At 55.2% G+C, this 12,126-nt stretch carries 10 protein-coding genes; 6 read left to right on the forward strand and 4 right to left on the reverse strand.

The window, feature by feature from the left end:
• The first annotated feature begins 280 nt into the window (after nt 1-280).
• The 3 genes from RCI_RS00005 (at nt 281) to RCI_RS00015 (ending at nt 3,383) form a co-directional block, all read left to right on the forward strand.
• Nucleotides 281-1,099, forward strand: a complete 819-nt coding sequence (locus RCI_RS00005; RefSeq protein ID WP_012034326.1) for an NAD(+)/NADH kinase — start codon at nt 281-283, stop codon at nt 1,097-1,099.
• Nucleotides 1,100-1,486: 387 nt separating this feature from the next.
• Entirely contained in the window at nt 1,487-2,392 is a 906-nt protein-coding gene (locus tag RCI_RS00010) for a DUF2268 domain-containing protein (RefSeq protein WP_012034327.1), read from the forward strand.
• Between the two features lie 88 nt (nt 2,393-2,480).
• Nucleotides 2,481-3,383 (forward strand): DUF2268 domain-containing protein, encoded by a 903-nt coding sequence (locus RCI_RS00015; RefSeq protein ID WP_012034328.1) that lies wholly within the window; start codon nt 2,481-2,483, stop codon nt 3,381-3,383.
• 452 nt (nt 3,384-3,835) lie between these two features.
• Here RCI_RS00015 and RCI_RS00020 read toward each other — a convergent pair whose 3' ends face one another.
• A complete protein-coding gene (locus RCI_RS00020) occupies nt 3,836-5,374 on the reverse strand; it encodes a DUF790 family protein (RefSeq protein ID WP_012034329.1) in 1,539 nt (512 codons plus the stop codon).
• Complete coding sequence (locus RCI_RS00025; RefSeq protein ID WP_012034330.1) at nt 5,374-6,714, reverse strand: DEAD/DEAH box helicase family protein; 1,341 nt, start codon at nt 6,712-6,714, stop codon at nt 5,374-5,376. Before RCI_RS00025 ends, RCI_RS00020 begins: the two co-directional genes overlap by 1 nt.
• Before the next feature lie 156 nt (nt 6,715-6,870).
• Here RCI_RS00025 and RCI_RS00030 point away from each other — a divergent pair, with 156 nt between their 5' ends.
• Nucleotides 6,871-7,533 (forward strand): peroxiredoxin, encoded by a 663-nt coding sequence (locus RCI_RS00030; RefSeq protein WP_012034331.1) that lies wholly within the window; start codon nt 6,871-6,873, stop codon nt 7,531-7,533.
• A 44-nt stretch (nt 7,534-7,577) separates the two neighbouring features.
• Nucleotides 7,578-8,210: a class I SAM-dependent methyltransferase gene (locus tag RCI_RS00035; RefSeq protein WP_012034332.1), complete on the forward strand. Its 633-nt coding sequence runs from the start codon at nt 7,578-7,580 to the stop codon at nt 8,208-8,210.
• Between the two features lie 106 nt (nt 8,211-8,316).
• Here the strand turns inward: RCI_RS00035 and RCI_RS00040 are convergent, their stop codons facing one another.
• Nucleotides 8,317-8,823 (reverse strand): DUF192 domain-containing protein, encoded by a 507-nt coding sequence (locus tag RCI_RS00040; RefSeq protein ID WP_012034333.1) that lies wholly within the window; start codon nt 8,821-8,823, stop codon nt 8,317-8,319.
• A 33-nt stretch (nt 8,824-8,856) separates the two neighbouring features.
• Nucleotides 8,857-10,239 (reverse strand): FAD-dependent oxidoreductase, encoded by a 1,383-nt coding sequence (locus RCI_RS00045; protein ID WP_012034334.1) that lies wholly within the window; start codon nt 10,237-10,239, stop codon nt 8,857-8,859.
• A gap of 392 nt (nt 10,240-10,631) precedes the next feature.
• Here RCI_RS00045 and RCI_RS00050 point away from each other — a divergent pair, with 392 nt between their 5' ends.
• Complete coding sequence (locus tag RCI_RS00050; protein WP_048198815.1) at nt 10,632-12,125, forward strand: hypothetical protein; 1,494 nt, start codon at nt 10,632-10,634, stop codon at nt 12,123-12,125.
• Nucleotide 12,126: the final 1 nt, after the last annotated feature.

A 12,126-nucleotide genomic window follows, 5' to 3' on the forward strand; every position in this document is an offset into this window, starting at 1 on the left:
TAATAACCAAAGCCGGGTATAGCCTATAATAGTCATAATCGGGTATAAATACTTAATCCCGGTTAGGGCAATAGCGCTGACAGGATTAAGCTTAATCCCGGTTAGGGCAATAGCGCTGACAGGATTAAGCTTAATCCCGGTTAGGGCGATAGCGCTGACAGGATTAAGCTTAATGTCGGTTGCCCCTGTATTGAAAGAGTATTAACTGAATGTACACCTGCTGATCGTTCCCCAAATCTCATATATTCGATACGCCCTAATAAGTCAGAGAGAATCGTCCATGCAGGCAAAATCGGTAGGCATCATCTCAAGGCTCGACGTCAAGGACCCGAAGAGCCTCATTCCGGCGTTCGTCAAGCACCTTTCATACAAGGTAAAGCTTTCTCTCGACCCAGTCACTGCCAGCCTCTGCGGCAGCAACGAGCCGACCGAGATCGACGAGATGTACGTGGACCTGGTCCTGATCTTCGGCGGAGACGGGACGATCCTCCGGTCTTTGCAGCTTTTACCCAAGCCCACCCCGATCATGGGCATCAACATGGGTGAAGTGGGCTTCCTGACTGTCACCGACCCTGAGAGCGCTCTCTACATGATTGACGATATCATCTCGAACTTCGAGGTGGTCGAACGCCAGCGGATGGCGGTGAAGCTGAACGAATATGAGCTTCCCTGCGCCATGAATGAGGCAGTAGTGATCACTTCTAGGCCTGCAAAAATATCCCAGTTCCGGGTTTACGTGGACGGCAAGTTCATGGAGGAGTTCCGGGCAGACGGCATTGTCTTCGCCACCCCGACCGGCTCCACGGCTTACGCGATGAGTGCTGGCGGCCCCATCGTAGATCCGGGCGTAGATGGCATCATCATCGTGCCCCTAGCACCTTATAAATTATCGGCCCGCCCGTGGGTAGTCCCGGGGAGAAGCATAATCAAGCTGGAATTACTCAGGGAGGACAAGGAATCCATGGTCGTAGTCGACGGGCAGTACATGACCAGCGTGACAACAAAAGACGTCCTCACTTTTACGATGTGCGAGAACCCGGCCCTGTTCGTCAAGTTCCACGACAAGTTCTACGATCTGGTGCGCGAAAAATTAACTTAGAAATCTACTTCTGCCGGGCGCCAGGACACCAGGTACAGATTTATCTGCGAACTCTATCCTGTTAATGGGGTGTTCTGGCGACCTGGCGTTTTAAGGCCGAGGCCCCCCAGGGCTGAGATCTCAGGTACCTATAACTCTGGCATAGCCAGCGAATGTTTTATATGGCAGTTGAGTAATGTTAACATCGATCGCCTATGTGCAATCAGTTCTTATAGTCTTCTTGTAAACAGTCGGGCAGACCGAAAAACCGGTGAGTGAGAGGCATCGGGGTTTGGCTTTTTAATCATCAGCCATGGCTGGTTTAGTCCACCGGCCAGGGCGGATGGCGTCGTTCACTGACTCTAGTTGTCAGTGTCACAGATCATTACAGTTTCAGGAGAGAATCATATGGAATTTACAGTACAGGACACATTGTCCACCTATCGGAAGATCATCGCAGAGCAGAACGCAGAGAAGAAGACAGAGCTTTTCAGGGAGGAACTCTTAGCGCCCTACGAGGGCATGTTTAATGTTTTCGGGGGGTCCTTGCGCCCGGCAGCGGGCAAGATGGACGCCATGCAGATGCTGGGGGGCTGGTCTTTCATCCCACCTGAGCAGCTGGGCGAAAAAGTGTTGGCCAGGCTGGAGGTTTTCGAAAAGTACCGTGCCCATGACCTGATGACTGAGGCCATGGAAAAAGTCTGCGACGCTTTCCAGGCCTACGAAAACCGGATACCGCTGAAGCACCTGCAGGCAGGCCTGTTCCTCCTCGATCCGGCGAGGATGGACCCGGCGGACCACGGCTATACGGGCTTCGGGGCCATTCCCGGCTACGTGATGGTCACCTACGGTGAACCGGATGCGTACAACCTGTCGAAGATCCAGCCCACGCTAGCGCACGAGGCCCACCACTCGATTTATAGCTCTGCCGTGCCTCGCAACATGATGTCCATCACGGTCGGAGAATACATGATCATGGAGGGGCTGGCGGAGTCCTTTGCCACGGAGTTGTTCGGCCGGGACCGGGTCGGTTACTTCGTGGAAGAATTCGACATGAGCCAGCTGCCCCAGGTCAAGGAAGGCATGAAGCAGGCTCTGACTCTGAGCGGCTTCGACGTCGTACGATCCTACATCTTCGGCGACCGCAAGGCGACGAAGTTCGGCGGCAAAGCCGTAGGTATGCCCGACCATGCCGGCTATGCCGTGGGGTACTTCATCGTGCAGGATTACCTGACAAATACCGGCAAGACTGTCGCTGAAGCAACCTTCGTGCCCGCCGTCGAGATCATCCGGGAGTCGGGCTTTTTCGAGTGAGCGGACCTGCAGTCCGCTTCTCTTTTTTACTCTGCAGTTCCTAACCAAAGGCTCATAATGGTTCGAGTGACAGTTATATGCGACTTGTATGGAATTCACTGTCCAGGATACAATCTCAGTCTACCGGTCGATCATTGAGGAGAAAAACAAGCGGAAGCGGCGGGAGATGTTCAAGAACGATCTCATGCTGCCCTATGAAGGCATGTTCAACGCCTTCGGAGCGACGCTGAACCCGCAGCGGGGCAAGCTCGATGCTCTCAAGATGCTGGACATCTGGAAGTTCGTGATGCCGGAGAAGCTGGATCAGCATTCACTCGAGCAACTGGAAATCCTGGAAAAAAATAACGCGCAGGGCCTGATGTCGGAGACTATCGCCCGGGCGATCGAGGTCTTCAAACCCTTCGAGAGCAGAATTCCGTTAAAACATATTATCGCGGGCCTGTTCCTTCTCGATGCCTCCAGGATGGATCCCGTCGACCACGGCTACTCCGGCTACGGCGGCATCCCCGGCTACGTAATGCTGACCTACGGCGAGCTGAGCGAATACAACCTGTCCCGGCTCCAGGCAGCTTTAGCCCACGAAGTCCACCATAATATTCGACTGTCAGTCATGCCCTGGGATCCTGTCAATATCACTGTCGAAGACTACCTCATCCTCGAAGGTCTGGCCGAATCCTTCGGCACATGGCTCTACGGAGAGGACAAGATCGGGTACTACATATCTGAATTCCCGGCCTGGAAGCTGCCCGAAGCCCGGCAGCTGATTAAAGACTCCCTCGACAAGAAGGGCTTCGGGGAAGTCCGAAACTACCTCTACGGCGACCGGGCCCCCGGAAAAGCCAAAAAGCCACTGGGCATTCCGGCGTTTACCGGCTACAAGATCGGGTATGAGGTCGTCCAGGCATACCTGCGGAAAACCGGGAAAACGCCCGTCGAGGCGACCTTCCTGTCTGCCGGGGAGATCATTAAAGGATCCGGGTATTTTGACTGATCTGAAACGTTAGCTCATATTCAATAAAAACCACTGTGACACAGCTTCCTATCCGGGCAACCGGAAATCAAATACTGAAACCACAGCGACACGGCGGCACGGAGACAGTGCGTACCAGTACAACAGAACAGAGGCTGAAACCACGGCGGCACAGCGACACAGCGACAGTGCGCATCGGACTACGATAGCTTCTTTTTAGATCCACGGCGGCACGGCGGGCTGACGCATGGAGACAGTTCCCCCAGCTGTAACGGACTGGAAACCTGGATTAACGGATTATTTTACTACTGTACTCATCACATGCTTAATCGATCGACCGGTGACCATCTTGATCAATGCACTGTCTCCGTGTCGCCGTGGACATAATAAAGATATCTTGTTTCACAGTACACCATTGTCTCTGTGTCGCCGTGCCGCCGTGGTTACGTGCTTGATTTTTAGGTGCTGTCGGGTTATTTTGCCCTGTACACCGTGGCGCTGTCGGGATCGAGGCCACTCCACTTGACGGAGTATCCGAGGGCCTGGATTACCATATCTACTGAGGTAATGCCCCGATGTCTGATCGTCGTTACGGCCTCTCCGTACTGCAGGCTGTCAGGTAATGCGGCCCGGAGGTCGGTAAGTACTGTATCGCTGATCAACTCTTCTTTTGTCGTCAGGTAGCCTTCGGGCGGGTGCTCTTCGAGATACGCCCTGATTGCATCGACGCTTTCGCCGGCTGCTTCGGCGAGGCCGGCGATCTGAATGACGTCCCCTTTTATGGTCAGTCCTTTGCTGCTGATCCTTGCCGCACCAGCATCTGCGTCGGCTTTTTCCAGCGCCTTTAGCCTGTCGAGCACTGGCTTTATCGGCATCTTGCGGCCAAAGAAGATGACGCCGGGGATTTCCCGGAACGCCTCGCAGGACATCTGGTCGCTGGCCAGGACTATCAACTCTTTATCTTTGATCTCCTTGAGCTTGGCTACCTTGCGTTTCAGGTACTCGGCGGTCCAGAAGCCGGCGATTTCGACGTATACCCGGCTGCGGTTCTTTTCCAGCAGGAAGTCGGGAATGAACAGGTATCTGCCTGTGATCAGGGGCTCAGGCTCCCGGGATATGGTCCAGCCGGTGGCTGCGTTGGCGAACGAGCTATAGAACATTTCTTCTGCCGAGCTGTCGAATTCCATCTCCTTTTCCGGGCCGGGCCTGAAGAGGCTGCCGTGCCTGTCTTCCCGCATCGAAAAGGTGTAGAGCTTCGGATTCCCCGAGAAGTCTTTTCTAAGGATGGTAGCCTCGACACTCCATCCTGGTGTACCGATGATCAGGGGGAGCAGCTTAGCCATGGAAGTGCCGTACCGCTCGGTCATCTTGATCGCAGACGTCGGCCCGTCGATGGTGATGTCCACTCTGCCGTCTCTGGCTTCGGCATCGTACATCAGCCCGAGCCACTTAAGCTTCCGCAGGATTTCCTTATGTCCAGACGCCGTGCGGAACCGGAGCTGGGTCGCTTTGAAGAGCAGCGTCTGTGCCAGGCCCATGTTATATTGCTTGATAAGTTCCTCGGGCGTGGGCTGTCTGAATGCCCTGATCAGCATCTCGTCTTCGAGGTCCGCGTAGAGTGACCGTTCCAGGTCGGCAGGGCTGATGCCGAGCGTGCCGGCCACCTTCCCGAGCAGCGCTTTTCTGTTCTCGCCGCCGATCACCGGGTATGCGTTTGCTGCCGCCTCGAAAACGGCTCGCCTGGCTATGGCTGGCTCGACGGCCGCATCGATAGTGAAGTCGCACCGCCTCTCCAGCAGCGAGACCATCCCTCTGACAAGCCTGTAGTCGAAGCCCTGGTCTTCCATCTCTTCGAGGATGCCGTACAGCTCTCCGAGCTTTTTGCCCGTATGGTCCTCGAAGATACTGATGACGTCCCTGGCCAGGTCCAGGTGGTCGCCCTCGGGCGGAATGAATGCCGGGGCGATCGTGTCGCCCCTGACTCTGGCTACCAGCAGGTCGCTCGAAAGCATCAGGCTTCCCTCCGGCGCTTCCGGGACGAGCCTTCTTCCATGGTGCCCTGAGCCACGATCTCGTAGAGCACGGCTTTCTTATCCCCTTTCTTCCTGAGAATGCGGCCGAGGCGCTGGACGAATTCCCGGCGGCTGCCGCTGCCGCTGAGGATGATGCCCACGTTGGCGTCGGGGACGTCCACGCCCTCGTCGAGGACTTTGGAAGTTACGATCGCCCTGTAAGCTCCTGTGCGGAACTTCGACAGGTTTTCCATCCGCTCGTCCTTCGAAGTGGTATGGGTGATAAAGGGTATGAGGAACTCTTTCGATATCGCGTATACAAGCTCATTGTGCTCGGTGAAGATGATGGTCCGATCCTCCGGGCCGCTGTGCTGCTGGAAAATCTTCGTGAGCTCCAGTATCTTGGCCCTGGAGTTAAGCGCCGTTGTCCGGGCCCTGTGTCTGGCGAGAATGGCCTCTCTCGCCCCTTTGTCCCGGCCGCTCCTCATGACCAGCCGCTCGAAATCCCTGGGAGAGCGTAGTATTATGTGATTATCTGAGAGGTATTTCCTGTAAAGATCGTAGTCCCTGCGGTACGAGGCTTCTTCCTCAGGCAGCAGGTCTACCTTGATCCGCCTGAGGTCGTAGTTTGCGAGGTGGACGCCTTCCAGGTTCTCGACGCTCATCTCGAACACTTTGCCTCCCACAAGCCGGGGCAGGTCTTTCTCCTTTCCGTCCTCCCGCTCGTACGTCGCGGTCAGGCCGAGCCGGCAGGGGCATGCCAGCATTTCGGCGATCGTCGTGTAAGCCGGGGATGGCAGGTGGTGGACTTCGTCGAACACCACGAGGCGGAACCTGTTGCCCAGCTCGGAAGCTCTGATATAAGCCGTGTCATAGGTGGCGATCGTCACCGGCCCGAGCCGGTGCTCCTCCCCGCTGTAGACTCCGGGCTCGATGCCGAACTCTTCCTCGATACGCGACTTCCACTGTTCCACCAGGTCTAAAGTAGGCACGATCACGATGGCCGGATGCACGATCGAGATCGCTTTCAGTGCTACGAGCGTCTTCCCGGATCCGGTGGGCAGCACGACTACGCCCCACTTATCGGCCCGGAGCCATGCGGCTATTGCCTTTTCCTGGTATTCCCGAAGCACTGTTTTTATTCTAAGCGCCGGGCTCGGGAAGATGTCCATGACGTCGTCCCTGAACTCGAATCCCGAAGCTTCGAGGTATGCTTTGATGTCTTTGTAAAAGAGCCCCAGCGCCCGGTAGGCCTGGGACCGGGAGTCCCACGATGAGCCTGGGACTCTGACGTTACCCCGGACTACGATAGTGCCCTTGTCGAACGCGAGGTGTATCATGGGGAGTTAATGGTGCGGAGCTTAAATAATCTTTTTCGCCGCGGGGTGAAAGTATACCAGCTATATTAAGAATGGCTGTCCGGAATACTGTTCAGGCTGAAGTTTACGACCAGCGAGCATTTAATATATGACTAATATTATATTATATTGGTAATTATGATTAGCGGCGAACAGCTAACTGGCGGGGATCAGTCCGGCCGTATCACTATTGGTATGATTGCGCCTGACTTTGAGGCGATAACCACCCATGGTAAAATCAAACTGTCCGACTACAAAGGCAGCTGGGTAATCCTTTTCTCACATCCGGCAGACTTTACCCCTGTCTGCACTACCGAGTTCGTGGAGTTCTCCAAAAAGTACGAGGAGTTCAAGAAGCGGGGCGTGAAATTGATTGGCCTGAGCGTGGATGGGCTGAACTCTCATATCGCCTGGGTCAGGGATATTAAGGAGCATATGGGGGTAGATGTACCCTTCCCGATCATCGCAGATCTTGACACTAAAATATCCCGCCTCTACGGCATGATTCATCCGCCTGTCAGCCACATCATGCCTGTACGGTCTGTCTTCATCATCGACCCCAAAATGGTGGTGAAGATGATCATCTTCTACCCGTCCGGAGTCGGCCGGAATATCGACGAGCTGCTGAGGACTATCGATGCTTTGCAGGTGGTCGACAGGCACAGGGTGGACACGCCGGCTAACTGGCAGCCGGGGGAGCCTGTCCTGATCGAGCCGCCACATACCCAGCACGGGGCTGAAGATCGGCTTAAAGAAGGCTACGAGTGCAATACCTGGTACCTCTGTATGAAGAAGATCTGAGGCCGAAGGCTTTATGGCTGTATTGCGCCACCATATAGATTACTTTGAAGCAGTCGGACCGGGACATACTTTCAAACTATTATGGCAGCAAGCTGGAGCAATACGGTTACGATACCCGGAGCCTCGGGTGGATTCCGGGTGGCCGTAAAGCCCGGTTTACCGCACTGTCGGAGATCGGCGGCCTCGACGGGTGCAGCATCCTCGACGTCGGGTGTGGGTTCGGAGACCTGTACGGATTCCTGGTAGGCAGGGGCTTGAAAGTCGATTATACCGGCATCGACATCAACCCGAAGTTCATCGAGATCGCCCGTAGAGAATATCCCGGAGCCCGGTTTATCGCCGGAGACTTCGATGACTGCTGCCCGGGAGAAGAGTACGACTGGGCTTTCGCAGCCGGGATTTTCACCATCCGGATCAGCGATAACGAGGCTTTTGCGAAAAGCATGCTGCAGAAGATGCTGGCGGCCTCCCGCAAGGGTATTGCCGTTGATTTCCTGCTTCCCACGTACAGCGGACAGGACACCTACTGGAGGCCTGCTCCGGAAGACATGCTCCGGTTTTGCCGGACGCTTTCGAGAAGAGTCGCTCTCCGTTGCGATTACATGGCTGACGAGTACTGTGTTTACGTCTACAAAAATGATCGGTCAGACGAGCGTAACGTCTTCGAAGGCCTTTAGCTGATGTATATCTCCTGCTTATCACGTATCCTTGTTATACTTTTCACGCCGGGGCGACCTCAAATATTCTCCAGTATAGCCTTTTGAGGCCGACCAGGTGTCCGTCTCAATAAATGATATCTATTGAATCGCCAGCACGTATATTCTTCCTCTCGCACGTGCCGCCGTTGACTTCTAGCACGTATTTGCAAGGCCCGGCAGACTCGATGATGTCCCGGCTGAGGGGTGTAGCGTTTTCGTGGATGTTGATAATAGTCCCTTCCTGGTCTATGAAGATCATGTCAAGCGGTATCAGGGTGTTCTCCATCCAGAAGCTGTGTGGCTCGTTGCCCTCGAAAATAAACAGCATGCCCGAGTCGGCATCCAGCATAGTGCGGTTCATCAGGCCTCTGGCATGCTCATCCGGCTCATCCGCAATCTCTACGGCGAAGGTGTGGCGGCGGCCATCATCGCAGCTGACAACTACAGAAACCAGCGATGTCGGGGATTTCATGCCTTCATCCGTCACCTGCGGCTTGCTTATCCTGTCGGACATATACATGAACGTACTGAGCGTAATGAGCAGCAGAATAAATCCGATGATGAGGGCTGCGATCACCGGCGATCTTCTCATATCTATTTGATATGCTGATCTTCCATTTATAGTTCACTCGCTACTGCTGCCCCCATTTCCGGGCATGCTATTCATCTCGCCCGGCCACCGATCTCCCATGCGAGTTTTATACGATGCCCAGGACAGGTATGCCTGCTGGAACTGGCCTTCGTCGATGACGGGTTTCACGCCCTTCCACCGCTCCTGCAGGAAATCCTCAGGTGCGTTCGAAAACCTGGCACAGCGCATGCCCTGGCACGCTCCGAAGCCGAGGCGGTTAAATCTGGAGACATCCGTATTTTTCAGGAAGGGCATATCAATGATCCTGTGTCCTGCGCTCTCGCACCGGCACTCGATAGCTCCCTGTGCTTCTCGCCTTACGTCTGGCAATGGTTCTGACATGGTGCTGCAACGGCCTGTTTTCCCCAGCATCCGCATGACTGCGTCCGAGGCGTGCTCTGCCACGAGGCGGTAGGTGGTCAGCTTTCCTCCTGCAATTGTGATAAGCCCGGCGTCTTCAAAGATTTTGTAGTCGCGGGACAGGCTGCGCCCGTCCCCGCTGCCCAGCAGCGGCCTGATGCCTGAAAAAGCCCTGATGATGCGGGCGCCCTTCACCTGGGGGAGAAGGGCAACTGCTTCTCTGATCAGCTTGTGGTACTCCGTCCGCAAGGGAATCGTGCTGGCTGACTTTTGAGAGGTAGTGCCAATAATGGAGGTGGAGTGGCCGGGGACGATGATGTCTCCATCGCCCGGCAGGCGCATCCGGTTGACGACCTGATCGCAGACTCTGCGCTCGGTAACGAGGAGCGTGCCGTGATCGGGCTGTACTGCCGGAGCCTGTCTCCCGGACGCTTCTAGCAGATTTGCACATTCGCAGCCTGCGGCGTTAACGATGGCATCCGCTTTTAGTATGCTGCCATCGGAGGTCTCGACGAAACCCTCTCCTATCCGCTTTACCCCGGTGCCCACAATGATGCTGGCGCCTGCCCTGTATGCATCGTAAAGGTTGGCCAGCGTGAGAAGAAATGGATCTACAGCAGCATCCCTGGTACCGAAACACCGCAGGGCATCCGGGTTTAGCGATTCTGCCGGCGATTGCTCGTCTATGGGGACTCCGGCAGCTCTGCATGCCTGCAAAAGCATGTCCCCGTACGCGACGTCGGCCTCGTCTATCGCCAGGAATACACCTCCGGTCTCTTCCACACAATGGGGGGCGATCTTTTTCACCACGAGGTTTTCCGAAGCACATTCTGCAGCAGCCCTGGGATCCTTTACCGCATACCGGGCTCCAGAGTGTAGCAGCCCGTGGCACCGCCCTGTAGCTCCAGCCCCGGGGTAGCTTTTTTCCAGCAGGGTGACTGACAGGCCTCTAAGCGCAAGGTCCCGGGCTACACCGGATCCGGTTATCCCGCCGCCGATCACGATCGCGTCGACCATAGGTTACAATTAGGCATGCCGGCCCTGATATACCTTTTGTGACAGCATCTTTCTTTCGTTAAAAAATCGGTTGTAGCCTCGTATCTGCCTCATATATCGCAGGCGGAGGAGCTCTTTTTTAACAATTATCCAGAGAATAATATAAATACAACCATATGCATGTTAAGCATATACATCATTCCTTACCAAACCCCCCATGGCAAGGATATCGTATGATGTGGAGTTAGTGAGGGTTGCCTGTTTTGCAGCTGAGATTAGCTGCCACACCCTCATGACCTCCAGTAAAATTCGCACTTTTGATTTTATCGAAAGTCTTATGCGTGCCGCGGTCGTAAATTTGTGGCACTGCCGTTTTTCTGCGGCAACAGTACCTATTGTAGGCGGTCATGCTGATGACAGACATGGACTCGATCAGGACGGATCTGGAACAGTTCAACGAAGCTCTGATGAGGGAGGAGTACGAGAGCCGGGCCGGGCTTAAAGATGAGCCTGATACTGCGAGTATATATGCTCGGTATTCTGGCATTTTCGACAGCGAGGACCTAATATATGAGGTCAGGGCAAAGAGAGAAAGGGCATCAGGCACCGAAAAGCTGCGTATGAGCTACATGTACGCTTTTCTCCTCTCCGGATTTATCGGGCGGAAGACCACCGATCTCGGGGATAAGCTCAGCGCAACTGAAGCGAAAACCGAGATCGAGATCGAGGGCAAAAAGGTACCCTTCCGGTACTCCGCCGTGATCCAGGCAAACGAGCCTGACCACGAAAAGCGGATGATCATCGATGCTGCCCGTGAAGGTGTCTACGACGTGCTCAACCCGATGCTACAGGAACGGCTGGACCGGTCTTACGAGATCGCCCGGTCTTTCGGCTACGATAACTATGTCTCCATGTGCATGGACATGAGCGGCATCGACCTCCACGCCCTGAAGTTCCAGATGCAGAACGTGCTCCACCGTACTGACCGCCTGTACACGAAGCATTTCAGGAACATGTGCAAGGATCTTCTCGGCCTGAGCCTTTCAGAAGTCCGGGCGGGCGACATCGGCTACCTGTTCCGGGTCAAAGAGTTCGACCGGTTCTTCGCCCAGGACAAAATGCTGGGTGTACTCGACAATACCCTTTCAGGCATGAATATGCAGGTCGGGGAAGGCTCTAACATTCGGATGGACACAGAGGCCAGAGAGAAGAAGACCCCCCGGGCATTCTGCTGCCCGATCCGGGTGCCTGAAGACATCGTGCTCTGCATCATGCCAAAAGGCGGTATGGACGACTACCGGTCACTGCTGCACGAGATGGGCCACGCCCAGCACTTCGGCAACGTCGACCCGGGCATGGCGATGGAGTTCAAGTACATGGGCGACAACTCCGTGACCGAGGCTTACGCAATGCTGTTCGAGCACCTCACCGGCAACAGATACTGGCTGGGGCAGCAGTTCGAGGACATGACCGAGAACGACGTAGCCCGACTTACGCACTTCCAGTCTTTCCAGACGCTGTACATGGTGCGGCGGTACGCGGCCAAACTGTTATACGAGATCGAGCTCCACAGCGGCGCAGCAGACCCGGAGAAAATCTATGCGCAAATACTGGGTGATGCGCTCAAGTTCCAGCACCCGGAAAAGCGCTACCTGTATGACCTTGATTCGGAGTTCTACTCTGCCTGCTACCTGCGGGCATGGATGCTCGAGGTGCAGATCCGGAACCTGCTGAAAGACGAGTTCGGGGACGGCTGGTGGAACGTGCAGGCTGCCGGCGACTATTTGCGGAATTTATGGAGCACCGGCCAGAAGTACGATGGTGTAATGATCGCAAGGAACATGGGCTACTACGGCATCGACGAAACCCCGCTGGTCCGGGAACTGGAGAGAAACCTGAGGTATTGAA

Source organism: Methanocella arvoryzae MRE50 (assembly GCF_000063445.1).
Classification (GTDB): Archaea; Halobacteriota; Methanocellia; order Methanocellales; family Methanocellaceae; genus Methanocella_A; species Methanocella_A arvoryzae.

What these genes read in the sequence shown, in the direction of transcription:
- RCI_RS00045 (WP_012034334.1), bottom strand. Translation starts at nt 10,239, where the DNA reads ATGGTCGACGCGATCGTGATCGGCGGCGGGATAACCGGATCCGGTGTA.
- RCI_RS00040 (WP_012034333.1), bottom strand. Translation starts at nt 8,823, where the DNA reads ATGAGAAGATCGCCGGTGATCGCAGCCCTCATCATCGGATTTATTCTG.
- RCI_RS00005 (WP_012034326.1), top strand. Translation starts at nt 281, where the DNA reads ATGCAGGCAAAATCGGTAGGCATCATCTCAAGGCTCGACGTCAAGGAC.
- RCI_RS00025 (WP_012034330.1), bottom strand. Translation starts at nt 6,714, where the DNA reads ATGATACACCTCGCGTTCGACAAGGGCACTATCGTAGTCCGGGGTAAC.
- RCI_RS00050 (WP_048198815.1), top strand. Translation starts at nt 10,632, where the DNA reads ATGACAGACATGGACTCGATCAGGACGGATCTGGAACAGTTCAACGAA.
- RCI_RS00020 (WP_012034329.1), bottom strand. Translation starts at nt 5,374, where the DNA reads ATGCTTTCGAGCGACCTGCTGGTAGCCAGAGTCAGGGGCGACACGATC.
- RCI_RS00015 (WP_012034328.1), top strand. Translation starts at nt 2,481, where the DNA reads ATGGAATTCACTGTCCAGGATACAATCTCAGTCTACCGGTCGATCATT.
- RCI_RS00030 (WP_012034331.1), top strand. Translation starts at nt 6,871, where the DNA reads ATGATTAGCGGCGAACAGCTAACTGGCGGGGATCAGTCCGGCCGTATC.
- RCI_RS00010 (WP_012034327.1), top strand. Translation starts at nt 1,487, where the DNA reads ATGGAATTTACAGTACAGGACACATTGTCCACCTATCGGAAGATCATC.